At 61.7% G+C, this 20260-nt stretch carries 20 protein-coding genes; 16 read left to right on the top strand and 4 right to left on the bottom strand.

The features are described from left to right. The first annotated feature begins 45 nt into the window (after positions 1-45). On the top strand, positions 46-660 hold the full coding sequence (gene pdxH, locus LJE98_RS00430) for a pyridoxamine 5'-phosphate oxidase (protein WP_229572765.1): 615 nt from the start codon (positions 46-48) through the stop codon (positions 658-660). Positions 661-673: 13 nt separating this feature from the next. Here the strand turns inward: pdxH and LJE98_RS00425 are convergent, their stop codons facing one another. Together LJE98_RS00425 and LJE98_RS00420 are read right to left on the bottom strand one after the other, a co-directional pair. Continuing rightward, positions 674-1720, bottom strand: coding sequence for a polysaccharide deacetylase family protein (locus LJE98_RS00425; RefSeq protein WP_229572764.1), 1047 nt, complete (start codon positions 1718-1720; stop codon positions 674-676). A gap of 82 nt (positions 1721-1802) precedes the next feature. After that, on the bottom strand, positions 1803-3287 hold the full coding sequence (locus LJE98_RS00420) for an MFS transporter (protein ID WP_229572763.1): 1485 nt from the start codon (positions 3285-3287) through the stop codon (positions 1803-1805). A 375-nt stretch (positions 3288-3662) separates the two neighbouring features. Between LJE98_RS00420 and LJE98_RS00415 the strand changes: the two genes are divergently transcribed. Beyond that, the gene (locus LJE98_RS00415) at positions 3663-4976 is read left to right on the top strand and encodes a serine hydrolase (RefSeq protein ID WP_229572762.1); all 1314 of its coding nucleotides are present in this window, start codon (positions 3663-3665) and stop codon (positions 4974-4976) included. A gap of 184 nt (positions 4977-5160) precedes the next feature. On the opposite strand, the gene tldD is transcribed toward LJE98_RS00415, so the two are convergent. Both tldD and LJE98_RS00405 read right to left on the bottom strand, forming a co-directional pair. After that, entirely contained in the window at positions 5161-6576 is a 1416-nt protein-coding gene (gene tldD, locus LJE98_RS00410; RefSeq protein WP_229572761.1) for a metalloprotease TldD, read from the bottom strand. A gap of 111 nt (positions 6577-6687) precedes the next feature. Further along, positions 6688-7218, bottom strand: coding sequence for an invasion associated locus B family protein (locus tag LJE98_RS00405; protein ID WP_229572760.1), 531 nt, complete (start codon positions 7216-7218; stop codon positions 6688-6690). Positions 7219-7546: 328 nt separating this feature from the next. Here LJE98_RS00405 and coxB point away from each other — a divergent pair, with 328 nt between their 5' ends. The 14 genes from coxB (at position 7547) to LJE98_RS00340 (ending at position 19456) form a co-directional block, all read left to right on the top strand. Then, positions 7547-8431, top strand: coding sequence for a cytochrome c oxidase subunit II (gene coxB, locus LJE98_RS00400; protein WP_229573853.1), 885 nt, complete (start codon positions 7547-7549; stop codon positions 8429-8431). 14 nt (positions 8432-8445) lie between these two features. Continuing rightward, positions 8446-10113, top strand: coding sequence for a cytochrome c oxidase subunit I (gene ctaD / locus LJE98_RS00395; protein ID WP_229572759.1), 1668 nt, complete (start codon positions 8446-8448; stop codon positions 10111-10113). Positions 10114-10205: 92 nt separating this feature from the next. Further along, positions 10206-11162 carry a heme o synthase gene (locus LJE98_RS00390; RefSeq protein ID WP_229572758.1) on the top strand — a complete coding sequence of 319 codons (957 nt, stop codon included), beginning with the start codon at positions 10206-10208 and terminating at the stop codon, positions 11160-11162. After that, a complete protein-coding gene (locus LJE98_RS20115; RefSeq protein ID WP_102019657.1) occupies positions 11162-11296 on the top strand; it encodes a hypothetical protein in 135 nt (44 codons plus the stop codon). The genes LJE98_RS00390 and LJE98_RS20115 overlap by 1 nt, the downstream gene beginning before the upstream one ends. 13 nt (positions 11297-11309) lie before the next feature. Beyond that, entirely contained in the window at positions 11310-11918 is a 609-nt protein-coding gene (locus LJE98_RS00385) for a cytochrome c oxidase assembly protein (protein ID WP_370660314.1), read from the top strand. Positions 11919-11973: 55 nt separating this feature from the next. After that, entirely contained in the window at positions 11974-12849 is an 876-nt protein-coding gene (locus tag LJE98_RS00380; protein WP_229572757.1) for a cytochrome c oxidase subunit 3, read from the top strand. Between the two features lie 137 nt (positions 12850-12986). After that, the gene (locus LJE98_RS00375; RefSeq protein ID WP_229572756.1) at positions 12987-13370 is read left to right on the top strand and encodes a DUF983 domain-containing protein; all 384 of its coding nucleotides are present in this window, start codon (positions 12987-12989) and stop codon (positions 13368-13370) included. A gap of 7 nt (positions 13371-13377) precedes the next feature. Next, the gene (locus LJE98_RS00370; protein ID WP_229573850.1) at positions 13378-14121 is read left to right on the top strand and encodes an SURF1 family protein; all 744 of its coding nucleotides are present in this window, start codon (positions 13378-13380) and stop codon (positions 14119-14121) included. A 72-nt stretch (positions 14122-14193) separates the two neighbouring features. Continuing rightward, the gene (locus LJE98_RS00365; protein WP_229572755.1) at positions 14194-14559 is read left to right on the top strand and encodes a DUF1304 domain-containing protein; all 366 of its coding nucleotides are present in this window, start codon (positions 14194-14196) and stop codon (positions 14557-14559) included. A 4-nt stretch (positions 14560-14563) separates the two neighbouring features. Next, on the top strand, positions 14564-15568 hold the full coding sequence (ispH, locus tag LJE98_RS00360; RefSeq protein ID WP_229572754.1) for a 4-hydroxy-3-methylbut-2-enyl diphosphate reductase: 1005 nt from the start codon (positions 14564-14566) through the stop codon (positions 15566-15568). 327 nt (positions 15569-15895) lie between these two features. Further along, the gene (locus tag LJE98_RS00355) at positions 15896-17422 is read left to right on the top strand and encodes an ABC-F family ATP-binding cassette domain-containing protein (RefSeq protein ID WP_229572753.1); all 1527 of its coding nucleotides are present in this window, start codon (positions 15896-15898) and stop codon (positions 17420-17422) included. Between the two features lie 205 nt (positions 17423-17627). Continuing rightward, a complete protein-coding gene (locus LJE98_RS00350; protein WP_229572752.1) occupies positions 17628-18593 on the top strand; it encodes a homoserine kinase in 966 nt (321 codons plus the stop codon). After that, positions 18590-19057 carry a ribonuclease HI gene (gene rnhA, locus LJE98_RS00345; protein ID WP_229572751.1) on the top strand — a complete coding sequence of 156 codons (468 nt, stop codon included), beginning with the start codon at positions 18590-18592 and terminating at the stop codon, positions 19055-19057. Before LJE98_RS00350 ends, rnhA begins: the two co-directional genes overlap by 4 nt. 90 nt (positions 19058-19147) lie before the next feature. After that, a complete protein-coding gene (locus tag LJE98_RS00340; protein WP_229572750.1) occupies positions 19148-19456 on the top strand; it encodes a Dabb family protein in 309 nt (102 codons plus the stop codon). Positions 19457-20260: the final 804 nt, after the last annotated feature.

Below are 20260 nucleotides of genomic sequence, written 5' to 3'. Positions count from 1 at the left end.
TCGTCATCGGCGGCCAATATGCATATCGGGAGCATTTTACACAATATGTCAGATATCGGGTTAACAACTGGTGACTTCACCGAAGAGAGCGAACCCTTTGCCCTTTTCGCCACCTGGCTGAAGGATGCCGAAGCCGCGGAGATCAATGATCCCAATGCGGTGGCGCTGGCCACCGTGGATGCGGATGGTCTGCCGAATGTGCGTATGGTGCTTCTCAAGGGGTTCGATGTCAGAGGCTTTGTGTTCTATACGAATTTCGAGAGCCAGAAGGGACAGGAAATTCTCGGCCAGAAAAAGGCGGCCATGTGTTTTCACTGGAAATCCCTGCGCCGGCAGATCCGCCTGAGGGGGGAGGTCGAGGTCGTTTCCGATGCCGAGGCTGACGAATATTACCAGTCCCGCCCGCTCGGCAGCCGAATCGGCGCCTGGGCGTCGAAACAGTCCCGACCGCTCGAAGGGCGCTTTGCGCTGGAAAAGGCGGTCGCCGAATATACCGCGAAATATGCGCTCGGAAACGTGCCCCGTCCGCCGCATTGGTCGGGCTTCCGCATCATGCCGCGCTCGATCGAGTTCTGGCACGACCGCAAATTCCGGCTGCACGACCGCATAGAGTTTCGGCGTGACGGGGAGGGCTGGTCGAAGCTTCGGATGTATCCCTGATCGGGCAGGGGCCTCAGCCGCCGGCAAGCCTTGACGGCAGGCCGGAGGCAAGTGCCTCCACATAGCGACGCTTCTGGTAGAGGCCGTTGAGGGAGATCCGGGGCAGGAGCTGCGGCGTCTGCAGCGAGGCCGGTGTCAGCGTGCCCGGCCGCGTCGTCACCGAGAGCTTGAAGCCCGCCCAGTCGGCATAACCTGCCGTGCGGACCGTGGCGCTGCGGGCGTCGCCATAGGGATAGGCGAAGACCACCGGACGGTTGCCGGTGATCTGGGCCACATAATCGGCGCTCTCGGTATATTCCTGCAGCAGTTCGTCGTTGTTCAGGTCGGCAAGGCCACGGTGGCTGACCGTGTGGGCGCCGTAGGAGACAAGCGGATGGCGGGCGAGCGCCGTCAGTTCGTCGCGATCCATGACGGCTTCGGAGACCAGCGCATGCGGATTGATGCCTGCGGCATTGGCCGCCATGTCGAGTTGCGCGATGCTTTTGGCCTCGTCTCCGGCCATCAGGCAACGCGCCACGGCCTCGAAAGCTTCGGTCTTGGCGCGTGTGGTGCCGCAATCCATGTCTATCCTGTCGGCCGGCAGGCAAAGCGCCACGCGGCTCCGGGCCGCAATGAGAGCTGCCAGTGTCTCCCACCACATGCTGTGGCTGCGCTCCGAAAGTCCCTTGCAGACGAATATGGTGAAGGGAACGCCATGACGCTCGAAGACGGGCAAGGCATGGTCGCGATTGTTGCGGAAGCCGTCATCCAGGGTGAAGACTGCGAACGGCGCCGAACCCTCCGGTTCGGCAAGGGCTGCCGGTACGTCTTCCAGCCGCAGGAAGCGATAGCCACGCTTGGCAAGCGTCCGGATCGCCGCATCGAGAAATTCGGGGGTGATGGCCAAATGCCGGTTTGGATCGAAATCGGCTGCGTTTTCCGGTCGAACATGATGCAGCGTGAAGATCACGCCACGCCCTTTCAGGCCGCCGGCCAGTCCGAGCCGCGACAGGAGGAAGGATGCCTCCAGCCCGGCGCTGATCACCGTCCGTTTCAGCCTCTGTTTGATCCGCACCGCCATAGCCTGCCTGAAATTCCATTCGTCACAATGGCCGGAAGGCTAGCCCCGAACCCTTAAGCGAGGTTCAACACTTCACCTCAATTTATGCGGAAAGCCGCGAAACCTCCCTGGCAAGCCGGGTGGAGCGCCTGGCAAGCAGCACGGCCGGCACCGTCCACAGCACCGGGATCAGGAAGGTCGCGGCAAATGCGGAGTTGGTCGTCTCGTTGCCTGATGTCTCCGCCAGGCCGAGACTGTTGCCGGCCAGTCCTGCAAAGGCGGCCCCGATCGCAAAACCTGCCGATTGCAGCGTCGGGATCAACCCCGAAGTCTTGTCACGCTCCTCCGCCGCGCTCGCCTCCATCAGCATCTGGCTGAGGAACGCCCAGCTTGCGCCGAAAGCCGCACCCACCACGACCTGCCCGGCAATCAGGAGCGCCAGCGATCCCTGATGAAATCCGAGTGCCACGAGGATCATCCCGCCGCATTGCAGGGCGGGACCCGCCTCGATCGCCCGCCGCCGCGCCGACCCCGCCCCGATATGGGCGATCAGGACGGCGACGAGGCTCCAGCTCATCGCCATGACAGCCCCCAGGCCGCCGGCCGCCATCGGGCCGAAGCCGAAACCGTGTTGCAGGCCGAAGACGAAGTAGACGCTGCTTGTCGCCTGGGCGACCGGCATCAGCAGCACCAGCCAGAGGCCGGTGCCGACGGTGGAATGGAAGCCAAAGGCGCTGTGCGGCATCAGGCTGGACGCGGACGCCCGGTCCTTGACCACACTGAAGCCGAGCAGGGCAAGGCCGAGCAACACAAGCGCCGCTGATATCGGGGCCTGTCCAACGACGCCCGAGGACAGCACCATCAGCATGCCGAGCGACAATAGGACGAGCGGTGAAACCGGTATGCTCGAACCCTCGAAAACCCTTTCGCGCCGCGTTGCCGTAAAGAGGGCAAGCAGGATGAAAAGCAGACCGAGGGGCACATTGATCAGGAAGGCCATACGCCAGGAGAAGCTCTCGGCCATCCAGCCGGCCGCAAATGGCCCGCCAAAGGAGGCACAGGTCCAGACCAGGGCCTCCACGCCGAAAACCTTGGGCACCAGCCTGGCAGGAAAGAGTGCCGGGATCAGCGCATAACAGATCGCCGCAACGACGCCTTCACCAAGCCCCTGTCCGACGCGCCCCAGGAGCACCTGCTCCATCGATGTCGCCATGGCGGCAACGATCGTGCCGGCGATGAAGAGGAGCGTCGCCACGACCAGCACAAGGCGCGCGCCGAAGCGCTGCTTCAGCTGGGCAGCCGTCACCCCGGCGATGATCGAGCCGATGAGATAGAGCGAAACCGACCAGGCGATAAGGTGGCCGCCGCCGATCTCCGCGATCGCGCTCGGCAGGACCGTCGAGACGAAGAAGCCGTTGAACGCGAAGAGCGCCACCCCCATGCTGAGCATCAGGGTCGTGGCGAGATGGGCGGGCTGCAAAAGATCGAGCCAGCCTCCGGCGTCCACGGCCGCTGAATCCACTCCCCCCGTGCCGTCTGCGGCAATTGCGGGCGTGACGGCGAGGCTCTCGGTCGCGGTATCGGTCATGAAGGAACTCTTTCTGCGGGATGCGGATAAAATGCGATTTCCGTTCACGCTACAACCTCAACCGAAGTTGAGGTAAAGCCATGGCGCCGCCAAAAATTTGATCTGACGATCGCAGTCGTCGCCCGCGCACCGGGCTGGCGGTTCTGGCCAGGCATTCCGGCGGGCGGGGAAGGGGACACTGCGAGCTTTTGCCCCGTGAATTAACCTCGCCTTCACCATAATCGGGCGACCTTCTGTGGACTGATGGTTGCATTTGATTCCGATCGGCTGATTGTCGCCCCATTCATGCCATAGGGGCTCGGGCTCAGGACGGCGGATCGATCGAATTCCGCCAGCCCCTGTCAGCATTGAAATCCGGGCCGCATTGGAGTTTTCATGAGCAAGTTGCTGATCGCGTTATCGTTTTGCGTTGCGATCCTCTCCCTGTCGACAACAGCCCATGCCGGCAGTGCCCAGCTTCTCCTCGATGCCCGAACCGGCGAGGTTCTGGCATCCGAAAACCCCGACGAACTCAATCATCCGGCATCGCTGACCAAGATGATGTCGGTCTATATGGTCCTGGACGCGATCAAGGCCGGCAAGCTCAGCTGGGACAGCCCGGTTCCCTTTTCGAAACATGCCGCCTCGCGCCCGCCGACCAAGCTCTTCGTCAAGGCAGGCGATTCGATCACGGTGCGCGAAGCCGTGCTCGCCATGATCGTCAAGTCGGCCAATGATGCGGCAGCCGCAGTGGGCGAGAAGATCGGTGGCAGCGAAGACGGTTTTGCAGCCCTGATGACGCGCAAGGCCCGCGCGCTCGGCATGATGAACACCACCTTCTTCAACGCGTCTGGCCTCCCGCATGACCAGCAGTTCACCACGGCCCGCGACATGTCGACCCTTGGTGTCGCCCTCATGCGGGACTTTCCGGAGGACTACGCGCTTTTCGCGACGAAGAGCTTCAAGTTCCGCGGCAAGACGATCACCGGCCACAACAATCTCATGTATCGCTACAAGGGCATGGACGGCATCAAGACGGGCTATACCAATGCCTCGGGCTTCAACCTCGTCAGCGCTGTCGAACATGATGGCCGTCGGGTGATCGGCGTGGTCCTGGGTGGCCGCACGGCAGCAAGCCGCGACAAGATCATGGAGCGTCTGATCGACGCCAATATCAAGAAGGCCTCGTCCGGCCATCAATTGCTGGTCTCGCGCTCCACCGGCGTGCAGATGGATCTGGCCCGCCTCGGCGACGAGGTGCCGGTTCCGGCCTCGCGCCAGTCCGCACTTGCGGCCGTACAGGGCATGGCCGGCGCCACCGGCGTGTCGACGCCCGGCACGGCATCGGCCTATGCGGCATCGACGGTTTCCTCTGCAGAACTGGTCGCCAACCCCGCAACCCGCTTCGCCCCGGTCGATCCCCAGCAGACGGCGAGCGCGCCTCAGATTACCGCCAAACGCCACTGGCAGATCCAGATCGCCGCCGCCACGTCGGCCCAGGCCGCCATGGATCTTCTCTCGCAGGCCCGACAGAAGGTCGGCAGCCCGTTGCAGGATCTCGACACCTATACCGAAATGGTCACCCGCAATGGCACCACCTTCTACCGCGCCCGCTTCACCGGTTTCGAGACCAAGGAAGAAGCCCGCGCCGCCTGCGACAAGCTCGTGCGCCAGCGCTATGACTGCGTGCTGATGCCGGCGCGCGGGTAATCAATTGCGTCGCAGGACAGACGCAACATCCCGCCGCCGCGAGGCGAGTCAGGATGTCATCGACCCTCGGCACAGGTTTAGTCCGCGCCCGAAGGGCCGTCAGTAGGCGATATCGAAACCGATCAAAAGCCGCGGCTCGTCCGCCAGTCGCCGACGGCGTCTCCCGGGACGAGCGCGTTCGCCCTCAGGCCTTGGTGCCGCCCACCGTGATCTGGTCCATCCGCAGATGCGGCTGACCGACGCCGACGGGCACCCACTGGCCGGCCTTGCCGCAATTGCCGATGCCGGTGTCGAGCTTCGAGTCATTGCCGACCATCGAGATCCGGCGCATCGCGTCCGGCCCGTTGCCGATCAGCATGGCGCCCTTGACCGGAGCGCCGATACGGCCGTTCTCGATGAGATAGGCCTCGGTGCAGCCGAAGACGAATTTTCCCGATGTAATGTCCACCTGGCCGCCCCCGAAGGAGACGGCGTAGATGCCCTTTTTCACCGAGGAGATGATTTCTTCCGGGCTCTTGTCGCCCGAGAGCATGTAGGTGTTGGTCATGCGCGGCATCGGCTGGTGGGCATAGCCCTGGCGGCGGCCATTGCCGGTCGCCTTCATGCCCATCAAGCGCGCGTTCTGCCGGTCTTGCATGTAACCGACCAGCTTTCCGTTTTCGATCAGCACATTATAGGCCGATGGCGTGCCTTCGTCGTCGATGGTGATCGAACCGCGCCGGTCGTTGATCGTACCGTCGTCGACGACGGTAACGCCGGGGGCTGCCACCATCTCGCCCAACAACCCGGCAAAGGCGGAGGTCTTCTTGCGGTTGAAGTCGCCTTCCAGTCCGTGCCCGACGGCCTCGTGCAGCATGACGCCCGGCCAGCCATTGCCGAGCACGATGTCCATCGTGCCGGCAGGCGCTTCCTGGGCTTCGAGATTGACCAGTGCCTGGCGCAGCGCCTCGTCGGCCCCGCGCTGCCAGCTCTCTTGCGTCAGGAAATCATTGAAGCCCATGCGGCCGCCGACCCCGAAGGAGCCGCTTTCCTGCCGGTCGCCGTCACCGGTGATGACGGAGATGTTGATCCGGGTCATCGGCCTGATGTCGCGCACCCGGTGCCCGTCGGCGCGGAGGATTTCCACCACCTGCCAGCTTGCACCGACCGTTGCCGTCACCTGACGTACCTTGGGATCCTTGTCGCGCAGATAGGCATCGATCTCCGAAAGCAGCTTCACCTTCTCCTCGAAACTGGGCGAGCCGATCGGATTGCCGTCGCCATAGAGTTTGGAATTCGTCCGCTGCGGTGCTGCGGCATAGGAGCCGGAATGGCCATGGGTCACGGCACCGACGGCATCCGCTGCACGGGAGAGGGCGGACAGCGACAATTCGCCGGCATGGGCATAGCCCACGGCCTCACCGGCCACGGCACGAAGTCCGAAACCCTGGTCCGTGTTGAAGGAGCCTCCCTTGAGGCGACCATTGTCGAAGGTCAGCGATTCCGCCTGGGCATGCTCGACGAAGAGCTCCCCGTCATCCGCACCATCAAGCGCATCCGCGACGCGCCGCGTCAGCGTAACTTCGTCGCAGTCGAAGAGGGAGAGAAGGTCCTGGGTCATGCATGTCTCCTTGGGCACTGGCTCTTGCATGTAGGCGCGCAACGAAAAAGGGGCAAGCCCGCCGGACTCACCCCTTATCTATAAAATCATCACGATCCGGCGACCGGCCGATCACGGCAGCGTGTCGTAACCTTCGCCGAAACCTGCGAGTTCGATCGGAATGCCGACGCGGTCCTGATCGGCGGATTCGCGCAGCGCAAACACCGCGGCCTTGCCCGCCCGCAGGATCTTCATCAGCTCCTCGTCGATTTCGACTTCGACATAGCAGCCTTCGGAGAAACAGCGGGTGAAATAGGCACGGCCGATATTGTTGCCGTCGACGAACAGCTCCATTCCATCCTTCAGGAGCACACCGAGCGGGGCCAGGATCCGCAGAATGCGTGCCTGACGGTCGGCTGTCTTCAGGACGACGACGGAAAGTCCGACTTCCGGCCTGTCGTCGGCGATGACGTTCTGCATCAGCGCGCACTGCTCTTCGGACGCGCCGGCAGGCTTGTCGCAGATGACCGACCACGCACCATGATTGGAACGGACTGAGCCCGGCTGTTGTTGGGATTGCTGGCCCAGTGCCGGTGTCGCGAGAGCGGCGATCAGAACGGCGCTCGCGGTCAGGCTGGACCAGGCAAGTCTAGGCAGATCCATGAAAACCTCTGGAAAACGAATCATTGCCGACATTCTTGTCGCCGGGGTGCGCAAATGGGAAGCCCCGACGCCTGTTTTAAGGCCGACTGCGGCATAATTGGGACCGCAAATTTCGTGTGGCGGTGCAATCATACCCCCGTTTCGGCCTCATCGGGGAAAAGCATGTGCATCTCGGTGCATGTATTTGATGAAGCGCAAAAATGCCGCACCGGCTTTCGCGCGGGCGTATTGCGATTACGGCCAATCTGTGATTTGAAACGGCGACACTAGCATGATTTTTGCGCTATGGTTTGATGTGGATCAAGCGCTTGTGGGAGACCAAACCGTGATGAAGAGAACCTATGCAGCATTGGCCGCTCTGGCCTGTCTGCTTTTCGCTTCTGTAGGCTTCGCCGATCAGCCGAAGCCCTGGCAGATGGGTATGCAGGAACCAGCCACCTCCATTATGGAGTTCAACAGCTGGTTCGAGCAGTACACACTTTGGTTCATCGTTCCGATCACCATTTTTGTTCTGATTCTTCTGATCCTCGTGGTCGTGAAGTTCCGCGCGGCTGCCAATCCAGTGCCGTCGAAGACGAGCCACAACACGGCGATCGAGATCGTCTGGACGGTTGCTCCGGTCCTCATCCTCTTCGCCATCGCGATCCCGTCCTTCAACCTGCTGACCTATCAGCTGAAGATGCCGGAAAATCCTGATATCACCATCAAGGCGACGGCCACCCAGTGGCTCTGGTCTTATGAGTATGAAGGCGAGCAGGCTGTCTCCTTCGACAGCTACCTGCTGAAGGACGCCGACCGCGCCTCTGCCGGCAAGGAAGACGTCGCACGCTACCCGCGTCTGCTGGCTGTGGACAACGAAGTCGTCGTGCCCGTCGGCAAGACCGTGCGCATGCTGGTCACGGCTGCACCGACCGACGTGATCCATGCCTTCGCCATGCCCGCCTTCGGCATCAAGATCGACGCGATCCCGGGCCGGCTGAACGAAACCTGGTTCCAGGCGGACCGTGAAGGTCTCTACTACGGTCAGTGTTCCGAGCTGTGTGGCAAGGACCACGCCTATATGCCGATCGCGATCCGTGTGGTCTCCGACGAGCAGTATGCGACCTGGCTGCAGGCTGCGACCTCCGATCTGTCCGGCGCCAATCGCGCTCTCATGGCTTCTGTCGACGGCGCTCCCGCCGCCGTCCAGACAGCTGAAAACATCACGAACTGAGAGGAGTGAGGTCAATGGCTGGCTCTGTTGCCCACGACGAACACGCGCATGGCGCACATCACGACCATAAGCCGGGCTTCTTTTCCCGCTGGTTCCTGTCGACCAACCACAAGGACATCGGCACGCTCTACCTGATCTTCGCGATCATGGCCGGCATCGTGGGCGGTGCCCTCTCGGTTGCCATGCGCATGGAGCTGCAGGAACCGGGCATCCAGATCTTCCATGGTCTGGCTTCGATGGTCTACGGCTTTGAAGGTGATGCTGCCATCGACGGCGGCAAGCACATGTACAACGTCTTCACCACGGCGCACGCCTTGATCATGATCTTCTTCATGGTCATGCCCGCGCTGATCGGCGGTTTTGCCAACTGGATGATCCCGATCATGATCGGCGCTCCTGACATGGCTTTCCCGCGCCTCAACAACATCTCCTTCTGGCTGATCGTACCGGCCTTCCTCCTGCTCGTGCTGTCGATGTTCGTCGAAGGCCCGGCCGGTGGTTACGGTGTCGGTGGTGGCTGGACGCTCTATCCGCCGCTCGCGACCTCAGGCCAGCCCGGCCCGGCGGTCGACCTTGCGATCTTCGCGCTCCACGTCTCCGGTGCGTCCTCGATCCTCGGTGCGATCAACTTCATCACGACGATCCTGAACATGCGTGCCCCCGGCATGACGCTGCACAAGATGCCGCTTTTCGCCTGGGCCGTTCTGGTTACCGCCTTCCTGCTGCTGCTGTCGCTTCCGGTTCTCGCCGGTGGTATCACCATGCTGCTGACCGACCGCAATTTCGGCACGACCTTCTTCTCGCCTGAAGGCGGCGGTGACCCGATCCTCTACCAGCACCTGTTCTGGTTCTTCGGTCACCCGGAAGTCTACATCCTGATCCTGCCCGGTTTCGGCATCGTCAGCCACATCATCTCGACCTTCTCGAAGAAGCCGGTCTTCGGCTACCTCGGCATGGCCTATGCCATGGTCGGCATCGGTGCCGTCGGCTTCGTCGTCTGGGCACACCACATGTACACGGTCGGCCTGTCGCTTTCCGCCCAGCGCTACTTCCTCTTCGCAACCATGGTCATCGCGGTGCCGACCGGCATCAAGATCTTCTCCTGGATCGCGACGATGTGGGGTGGTTCGCTGACCTTCAAGACCCCGATGGTCTGGGCGATCGGCTTCATCTTCCTGTTCACCGTCGGTGGCGTGACGGGCGTTCAGCTCGCCAATGCCGGTCTCGACCGCTCGCTGCATGACACCTATTACGTCGTGGCTCACTTCCACTACGTTCTGTCGCTCGGCGCCGTCTTCGCGATCTTTGCCGGCTGGTACTACTGGTTCCCGAAGATGTCGGGTTACATGTACAACGAGTTCGTCGGACAGCTGCACTTCTGGATCATGTTCATCGGCGTCAACCTGGTGTTCTTCCCGCAGCACTTCCTCGGCCTTGCCGGCATGCCGCGCCGCTACATCGACTATCCGGATGCCTATGCCGGATGGAACCTTGTCTCGTCGGTCGGCTCCTACATCTCGGCCTTCGCAGTCTTCGTCTTCCTCTACGGTGTCTTCGAAGCCTTTGCCAAGAAGCGCGTCGCCGGCGACAACCCCTGGGGTGAAGGTGCGACCACGCTGGAATGGCAGCTGTCTTCACCGCCGCCGTACCACCAGTGGGAACAGCTGCCGAAGGTCAAGTAAGCCGGAAGGCTCACTGAGAGAAAAGTTCGGGCGCCGCGGTCGACGGGATCGCGGCGCCTGACAAAACAGCAAGCAAGACGGAATTCGAGAATATGACGGTTATCGACAGTCGCGACGTTTTCGGCATGGAAGGTGAGGTGCGCCTCTCCGAAGCCGGTCCGCGCGATTTCTTCGCGCTTCTCAAGCCGCGTGTCATGTCGCTCGTCGTCTTCACGGCGCTGGCCGGCCTGCTGCTCGCGCCGGGCGAGATCAACCCGGTCCTTGGTTTCATTGCCATCCTCTGCATCGCAGTCGGCGCCGGCGCCTCGGGCGCGTTGAACATGTGGTACGATGCCGACATCGACGCCATCATGACCCGTACCGCGAACCGCCCGGTCCCGGCCGGCCGCATTACAGCACATGAGGCGCTCGCCTTCGGCCTCGTGCTCTCGGTCTTTTCGGTCGGCATTCTCGGCCTGGCGGTCAACTGGTTCGCTGCCGGCCTGCTCGCCTTCACAATTTTCTTCTACGCCGTCGTCTACACGATGTGGCTGAAGCGCTCGACCCCGCAGAACATCGTCATCGGCGGTGCGGCCGGCGCCTTCCCGCCCATGGTCGGCTGGGCCTGCGTCACCGGTGGCGTATCCCTCGACAGCGTCATCCTGTTCATGATCATCTTCCTCTGGACGCCGGCGCATTTCTGGGCGCTCGCGCTGTTCAAGATGAAAGACTACGGTTCGGTTGGCGTGCCGATGATGCCCAATGTTGCCGGCATTCCATCAACCAAGCGCCAGATCGCCGTCTATGCCGTTCTCACCGCCATCACTGGCATCCTGCCGACCTTCACGGGTCTGGCCTCGATCGGCTACGGCATCTTCGCCGGCCTGCTTGGCGCCTATTTCGTGCACTGTTCCATCGCCGTCTGGCGTATGGCCGACGGCGACGAAAAGATGGTGCCGGCCAAGAAGCTCTTCGCCTATTCGATCTTCTATCTTTTCGCGATATTCGCGGCCCTGATGGTCGATTTCTACCTCGCGCCGGTTGTCGGCTCGCTCGGAGGTGCCCTGTAATGGAAACCGTTCAACTCAACGACAAGCAGCGTAAGTCGCGCCGTGGCCGCAACATTGCCCTCGGCGTCGTGCTCGCAGCTCTGGTCGTGATTTTCTATGTCGTGACCATCATCAAGATCGGCAACGTGGGCTGACGAGGCAGAGATCGTGACCGCACCGAACGACCATATCAAGCAATCCAGCCGCCGCAATGTCGGCGTGGCTTCGGCCTGCGTCGTCTTCGTCGGCGCCATGGTCGGCATGGCCTATGCGGCGGTGCCGCTCTACCAGCTCTTCTGCCAGGTCACCGGCTACGGCGGCACGACCCAGCGCGTCGAGCAGATGTCTGACCTCGTGCTCGATCGCACCATCAACGTCACTTTCGACGCCAATGCTTCTGCCGGCCTGAACTGGGATTTCAAGGCGGTCGACAAGAAGGTGACGCCGAAGATCGGCGAAACCGTCCAGATCACCTATACCGCGACGAACAATTCGCCGCATCCGGTCACGGGCGAGGCTGTGTTCAACGTCACGCCCGGCGAAGCCGGCGCCTACTTCAACAAGGTCCAGTGCTTCTGCTTCACCGAGACCACGTTGCAGCCGGGTGAGACACTCGAAATGCCGGTCGTCTTCTTCGTCGACCCCGCCATCGTTGAGGCGGAGGAGACAAAGGGCATCGGAACGATTACCCTGTCCTACACTTTCTATCCGCGCGATGATCAGGAGCCGGTGGCCGCATTGTCGGTCGGGGAAGACAAGGGACAGCCGAAACTGTGAGAGGGATCCGGTTCGCCGGAACTCGTAATGAAATTGACATTCGGGGATTGCTGAAATGGCCGAAGCGCACCAGAAGAACCACGACTACCACATCATCGATCCGAGCCCCTGGCCGCTGCTGGCCTCGATCGGCGCCTTCCTGCTGACCTTCGGCGGCGTCGGCTACATGCGCTACCTGAACGGCGGCTCGCTGAACATGTTCGGCCTCAACTTCGCCAGCCCCTGGGTGTTCTACATCGGCCTCGCCATCGTGCTTTTCACCATGTTCGCGTGGTGGGCAGACACGATCAAGGAAGCGCATGATGGTCACCACACGCGTGTCGTCTCGCTGCATCTGCGCTACGGCATGATCATGTTCATCGCGTCTGAAGTGATGTTCTTCGTTGCCTGGTTCTGGGCCTTCTTTGACGCCAGCCTCTTCGCCAACGAAGCGATCCAGGCGAGCCGCGTCGAGTTTACCGGTGGCACCTGGCCGCCGCAGGGCATCGAGGTCGTCGATCCCTGGCACCTGCCGCTCTACAACACCGTCATCCTTCTCCTGTCCGGCACCTGCGTGACCTGGGCCCACCATGCGATGCTCCACAATGATCGCAAGGGCCTTGTCTCTGGCCTCGTCCTGACGGTTCTGCTCGGCATCCTGTTCTCGTTCGTCCAAGCCTACGAGTACATGCACTCGCCGTTCGACTTCAAGAATTCGATCTACGGCGCGACCTTCTTCATGGCGACCGGCTTCCATGGCTTCCACGTTCTGGTCGGCACGATCTTCCTGATCGTCTGCCTGTTCCGTGCGCTCGCCGGCCACTTCACCCCGCAGCAGCATTTCGGCTTCGAAGCTGCCGCCTGGTACTGGCACTTCGTTGACGTCGTCTGGCTGTTCCTCTTCTTCGCCATCTATATCTGGGGCGATTGGGGTGCACCGCTCGCCCATTGATCCGGGCAGGTTTCGATCGAAGGGCGGCGCAAGCCGCCCTTTGTGCTTTCCGGCCTGCGACGATCCGGCGCTGTGAGGGAACCCTCGCATGCGCTAAGGGTTGGCGGTGATAGGGAATACCTTCGAGGAGAGGTCCAATGGCCGAAGACAATGCAAAATTTCCGCCGGTAGATCCGGTCAAGGCAGCACTCACCGCGTCCTGCCCGCGCTGCGGCAATGGCAAGCTCTTTGACGGCTTCACCAAGCCCAAGGCACGCTGCAATTCCTGCGGCCTTGATCTCTCCTGGGTGGACGCGGGCGATGGCCCGGCGATCTTCGTCATTCTTCTCGCCGACCTCTTGGTCGTCGGCTTTGCCGTCTGGGTGGAACTCACCTACCAGCCCTCGATGTGGCTCCACATCCTGGTCTTCGCCCCGCTCGGAGTGGCGCTCACCCTCTGGCTCATGCGCTTCCTGAAGGCGCTGCTGATCGCCCTGCAATACAAGCACAATGCTTCTCCCGGAGTGATCGACCGTGGCTGACACGCGGATGGGCAAAGAGACTGAGGGGGCGCGCCGCACCTGGCGCTTCTGGGCTGCCCTGGTACTTGTCCCAATAGCGCTCATCATCCTCCTGTCACTGGGAACCTGGCAGGTCAGCCGGCTTCACTGGAAGGAAGCTCTTCTTTCCGACATCCAGCAACGCAGCACCGCTGCGCCCGTCGATATCGCTGAACTGGAACGCCTGCTGGCATCCGGCGATGCGGTCGACTATCGCCATGCGATGGCAAGTGGCCGCTATCTGAACGACAAGGAACGCCATTTCCTCGCGACGTTCCAGGGTCAGTCGGGCTTTTACCTCTACACGCCGCTCGAACTTGCTGACGGGCGCTACCTCTTCGTCAACCGGGGCTTTGTCCCCTATGACCGCAAGGATCCTGCAACCCGTCCGGAGAGCCTCGTTGAGGGTGAGCAGACGGTAACAGGTCTCGCCCGGGCGGAACTCACGGAAAAGCCGTCTTCGCTGGTGCCCGACAATGACGAGAGAGCCAATATCTTCTACTGGAAGGATCGCGCCCGCATGGCCGCATCCGTTGGCCTGCCGGCCGAGCGCGTGCTGCCCTTCTTCCTCGATGCCGATTCGACGCCGGTCCCAGGCGGTCTGCCAAAGGGTGGCGTGACCCAGATCGACCTGCCCAACAACCATCTGCAATATGTGATTACCTGGTACGGCCTTGCCCTTGCGCTGGTCGCGGTGGCGCTTGCGGGCCTCGTCCGTCGGAAATCCCGATAGAGCCGCCGAATATTTTCCGCTAGAAGTTCCGGATGAAGACGGTGAAGAGACCGCCGTCGCGAAGGAAACTGCATGTCCTATCTCGCCTCCACGCTGGTCGCGCTCGTCGCGCTCGAACACATCTATATTCTGATCCTGGAGATGTTCCTCTGGACCACCCCGACCGGGCGCCGCGCCTTCGGCATGAAGCCTGAGCAGGCAGAAGCGACCAAGGTCATGGCGGCAAACCAGGGCCTCTACAATGGCTTCCTCGCTGCCGGTCTGATCTGGGGCCTGATGCACCCCGATCTTGGCCTTGGCTATCAGATCCAGTTGTTTTTTCTTGGCTGTGTGCTGGTCGCGGGCCTATATGGGGGTGCAACGGCTTCGCGGAAGATCTTCGTCATCCAGGCGCTCCCCGCAGCTCTCGCCCTATCTGCTGTCCTGATTGCCGGTTGATCCGATGAACATGCACCTGAACCGCCCCCCTTTGACGATCAGGCTTTGCGGCCCGCGCGGATTCTGCGCTGGCGTCGACCGCGCCATCCAGATCGTCGTTCTGGCTCTCAAGCGCTACGGCGCGCCGGTTTATGTGCGCCACGAGATCGTCCACAATCGGTACGTCGTCGAAGGTCTGGAAGCAAAGGGTGCCATCTTCGTCGAGGAACTCGACGAGATCCCCGCAGAACACCGCCAGCAGCCGGTCGTCTTCTCCGCCCATGGCGTGCCGAAATCCGTGCCGGAAGATGCGGCAAGCCGCAATCTCTTCTATCTCGACGCCACGTGTCCGCTGGTGTCCAAGGTGCACAAGCAGGCCATGCGCCACCAGCGCCTCGGCCGCCATGTCATCCTGATTGGCCATGACGGCCATCCGGAAGTCATCGGCACCATGGGACAGCTTCCGGAGGGCTCCGTGTCGCTGGTCGAGACTGTCGAGGAAGCGGATCTTTATCAGCCCGCCGATCCTGACAATCTCGGTTACGTCACCCAGACCACGCTCTCGGTCGATGACACCGCCGGGGTCATTGCCAGGCTCAAGGCGCGATTCCCGAACCTGACCGCGCCCTCTGCCGACAGCATCTGCTACGCCACCACCAACCGCCAGGAAGCGGTCAAACACGCAGCCCCGGGTTGCGATCTCTTCATTGTCGTCGGCGCACCGAATTCGTCGAATTCCAAGCGTCTCGTCGAAGTGGCCCTGCGGGCAGGGGCTACCCGCTCTCTGCTGGTGCAGCGCGCCTCCGAAATCGACTGGGCCGAAATCGGCGAGATCCGCACGCTCGGCATTTCCGCCGGCGCCTCCGCTCCGGAGGTGATCGTCGACGAAATCATCGAGGCCTTCCGCGAGCGCTTCGACGCCAATGTGGAACTGGCGATCACGGCGGAAGAAAACGAGCACTTCCTCGTCAACCGGGAACTGCGCGATGTGGAACTGACCCGCGAGGACATGGCCTGGGTGAATGGCTGAGGCGCTGCAACTGAGCTGGGTATCTTGCCTTCCACCCCGGCCATCCTGTAGATTCGTCATTACGGTAAAATGAAAGGAGGGATCCCGTGCACAATCATTATTTCCGGTTCAACCGGCAACGTGGTCCCGTCCCGGCCCTGCAAATGCGTTTGCAGGGCTGATCAGAGACCGTTTCTCAGCGACACCTTCTCCTGGTCTGCCCCTCATGGCCCGCAGCGCCAAGCCGTTCCGGCTCGCGCCCTGCATGTTTTTTAGACCGCAGCGACATCCATCGAACACGGCGAAAGGCCTGTCCGGACCGTCGCGCGGCAAGACCAGAGAACCATCATGTCCCTGATCAATATCCGTAATCTCGGCGTCACCCTGTCGAGCCCGCTGTTTTCCAACCTCAACCTTGTCGTCAATGCCGGCGATCGCATCGGCCTTGCCGCCGCCAATGGCCGTGGCAAGTCGACCCTGTTCCGCTGCATCGCCGGTACGCTTGATCCGAGCGAAGGCGAGATCACCAGGGCGCGCGGTGTGACCATCGGCTATGTCGAGCAGAACGTGCCGCGGCATCTGCTGGATCTCACCTTCTACGACGCTGTGCTGGATGCGCTTTCGCCGGAACAGGCCGAAAGCGAGAGCTGGCGCGTCGATGTGGTGCTCGGTGAACTCGATGTACCGGTTGAATTCCACCAGCGACCGCTGAAGGCACTGAGTGGCGGCTGGCAGCGCATGGCGCTGATCGCGCGCGTCTGGGTCACCGAGCCGGACGTGCTTCTGATGGACGAGCCCACCAACCATCTCGACCTCGGCAAGATCGCTGCCCTTGAGGCGTGGCTGAATGCACTGCCGCGCGACGTGCCGGTGATCCTCGCCAGTCATGATCGCGCCTTTCTCGATTCCGTCACCAACCGCACCGTCTTCCTGCGGGCCGAGCAGTCGCCAGTCTTCGCGCTTGCCTATTCGCGGGCGCGTTCGGCGCTGGAGGACGCGGACGCGGCCGATGCGCGTCGCTACGAGCGCGACATGAAGACGGCAGATCAGTTGCGCAAGCAGGCCGCCAAGCTCAACAATATCGGCATCAATTCCGGCAGCGACCTTTTGGTGGTGAAGACCAAGCAACTGCGCGAGCGGGCCGAAAGGCTCGAGGATGCAGCCAAACCGGCTCATCTCGAACGCTCGGCCGGAGCCATCAGGCTTGCCAATCGCGGTACCCATGCCAAGGTTCTGGTGACGCTGGACGATGCGGAAGTGCTTACTCCCGATGGCACCGCGTTGTTTCGCACCGGCAAGCAGTTCATTTGCCAGGGCGACAGGATTGTCCTGCTCGGCGCCAATGGCGTCGGCAAGACCCGCCTCATCGCCATGCTGCGCAAGGCGATCGACATGCCCGAGATCGCCCAGGACGGCATCAAGGCGACGCCATCGCTGGTGCTGGGCTACGGCGATCAGGCGCTTGCCGATCTCCGCGACAACGACACGCCGATGCAGGCGATCATCCACCGCTTCGATATCGGCGACCAGCGGGCACGGGCGCTCTTGGCTGGTGCGGGCATGAGCATCGACATGCAGGCGCGCCCGATCGGTCGCCTGTCCGGCGGCCAGAAGGCGCGGCTCGGCATGCTGGTGCTGAGGCTTGCGGAGCCGAATTTTTTCCTCCTCGACGAGCCGACCAACCACCTCGACATCGAGGGGCAGGAGGCGCTGGAGAGCGAACTGATGCAGCATCAGGCGAGCTGCCTGCTGGTCTCGCACGACCGCAGTTTCGTCCGCGCCATTGGCAACCGCTTCTGGCAGATCGAACGAAAGCGCCTGATCGAAGTCGAGGGGCCGGAAGATTTCTTTGCCGCAGCCGCACTGGCAAGGTAGTCGTCGGTATCGCCAGGGGCTGCGCCCCGGCAGGCCCCTGGTGTGTGGCGCAAGCGAAAAACCGGCACCCGGCATATGTGTGCGAGGTGAGGTCGCGATCCTCTCTTCGCCCATTTCCTGTGCCGGATGTCGCTTGAGGACTGGCACTTGCCGATCCCGCGCGCTATGCGTTCAGCTTCATTCCAAGCAGCACGGGAAAATCGCTGTGGCAGTCTATACCGACATTTCCGAAGGCGATCTGAAGGCCTTTCTCGAGCAATATGATGCGGGCGAGTTGACCTCCTACAAGGGTATTGCCGAAGGCGTCGAGAATTCCAACTTCCTGCTCCACACGTCCAAGTCCCCGTTGATCCTGACGCTCTACGAGAAGCGGGTCGACAAAAACGATCTGCCCTTCTTCCTCGGGCTCATGCACCATCTCTCCGAGCGCGGGCTCAACTGTCCGCTCCCCCTGCCGCGCAAGGATGGGGCGTTGCTGGGCGAACTTTCCGGCCGTCCGGCCGCGCTGATTTCCTTCCTCGAGGGCATGTGGCTGAGAAAGCCCGAAGCGCAGCATTGCGGCGAAGTGGGCGCAGCCCTCGCCAGGATGCACATCGCCGGCGAGGGCTTCGAGCTGACGCGGCCGAACGCGCTTTCGCTCGAAGGCTGGCACGTGCTCTGGGCGAAATCCGAAGCCCGCGCCGACGAGGTGGAGGAAGGGCTGGAAACCGAGATCGGCGCCGAGCTCGACTTCCTCGCCACCCACTGGCCGAAGGATTTGGCCTCGGGCGTCATCCATGCCGACCTTTTCCCCGACAACGTCTTTTTCCTCGGCGATACGCTGTCGGGGCTGATCGACTTCTATTTCGCCTGCAACGACCTGCTGGTCTACGACCTCTCGATCTGCCTGAATTCCTGGTGCTTCGAGAAGGATGGCGCCTACAATATCACCAAGGGCAAGGCGATGATCGAGGGTTACCAGTCGGTGCGACCGCTCTCTGCTGCCGAGATCGAGGCCTTGCCGATCCTGTGTCGCGGCTCTGCGCTGCGCTTCTTCCTCACCCGCCTCTATGACTGGCTGACAACGCCGGCAGGTGCCCTGGTGGTGAAGAAGGACCCGCTCGAATATCTGAAGAAGCTGCGCTTCCACCGCGCCGTCACCAATGCCTCGGAATACGGACTGATCGCATGAAACATGTCGAAATCTACACAGACGGCGCTTGCTCGGGCAATCCAGGACCCGGAGGCTGGGGGGCCGTGATGCGTTACGGCGAAACCGAGAAGGAACTCTTCGGTGGCGAGGCCGATACCACCAACAACCGCATGGAACTGCTCGCCACCATCACGGCGCTCAATTCCCTGAAGGATGCCTGCGAAGTCGATCTCTACACCGACAGCAAATATGTCATGGACGGCATCTCCAAGTGGATCTTCGGCTGGAAAAAGAACGGCTGGAAGACCGCCGACAGGAAGCCGGTCAAGAATGGCGAGCTCTGGCAGGCGCTCGACCTTGCCAATCAGCGCCACAAGGTCAAGTGGCACTGGGTCAAGGGCCATGCCGGCCACCCTGAAAACGAACGCGCCGACGAACTCGCCCGCCGCGGCATGGAGCCCTTCAAGACGTCGGGTGTCACGCGGTCGCTTCTGGTGAAGTGAGCGGATGAGGGAGAAGGGGCGGCGCGACCGCCCTTGCCCTTTCGCCCGTTCTCCCTATGCTCGCCACAAAATCACCGACGGGAGACATCCATGATCCAGCATTGCGTATTCCTGCGCTTCAAGGCCGCTGTCCAGGAAGGCGAGAAGCAGGCGATCTATGCGGCGATCGCCGATTTGAAGGACGTGGTGCCGGGCATGCTTGAGGTGAAGTCCGGCTCGAACGTGTCGCCGGAAGGCCTGAGCAGTGGCTATAATGACGGCTTCATCGTCACCTTCGAGGACGAGATGGTCCGCGACTATTATCTGAAGCATCCGAAACATGTGGAAGTGGGTGAGCGCATTGTCAGCGCGACGGATGGCGGTCTGGCCGGCATCCTCGTCTTCGATCTCGCCCACTGAAAATAAAGCCGGAAATGAGCGGCCGGATGAATACCCCTACGAGAAACTTGAGGTCGCATGCAGCAAGTGCGGCCGTGCCGGTCGGTACGCGAAGGCTGGCCTCGTGCAGCGATTCGGTGCTGAACACACATTTCTCAAGCTTCGGCAACACTTCGAATCCACGTGTGGACGCTCAAATGACGTGGCCAGGCTCAATGAAGTGTGCGGAGTGGGCTTTCCGGGTCTTGTGAAGTGGAAACTCGCCCAAAAATGAACGGCAAGTGGCTGCTTTCAACTGTCCAAGCCATCATATCTGGTGAAATCAACCCTGAGCTACCTCACGCTATACACAATGTAACGCCACAACATATAGCGTTAGCTCACTTTTTCGCTGTATTTAAGCCGTTCGCATTTGCTTTTCCGTTCAACCGCGCTCTAATGCGGCAGCGGGCAGCGCACCTCTTTTTTTTAAGGAAAGGTGCGCCTATGTTGTTCGAGTTCGCGACCCCGACCGGCTATGTCGTCCGGTTCAAGCTCTCAGTTTTCCTTCTTGTGCTGCTCTTCTGCCTCGTGCCAAGCTGACATGCTTTGCAATGGGAGATGGTGGGCTAATGGCCATTGGCGAAACTGAGAGCGGCAATGAGGCTCCTGCGGAGAAAGAGCGTCCAGCTGTCATCATTTGGGCGGGGGCGGGCAGTATCCTCTGAGTTCTCCTTACTGTAGCGTTCGTGTACCTATCACCGCTTCCCCAAGAATTCGCAGGTCCCGTCCGCTGCATGTCCCTGAATGAATGGGGTGACATTATTGCTGGTGTATCCGCTCGTC

Source organism: Rhizobium sp. 'Codium 1', from assembly GCF_020889605.1.
GTDB lineage: Bacteria > Pseudomonadota > Alphaproteobacteria > Rhizobiales > Rhizobiaceae > Allorhizobium > Allorhizobium algae.
The sequence above is the reverse complement of the archived record's forward strand: the minus strand, read 5'-3'. Positions and strand labels throughout refer to the sequence as shown.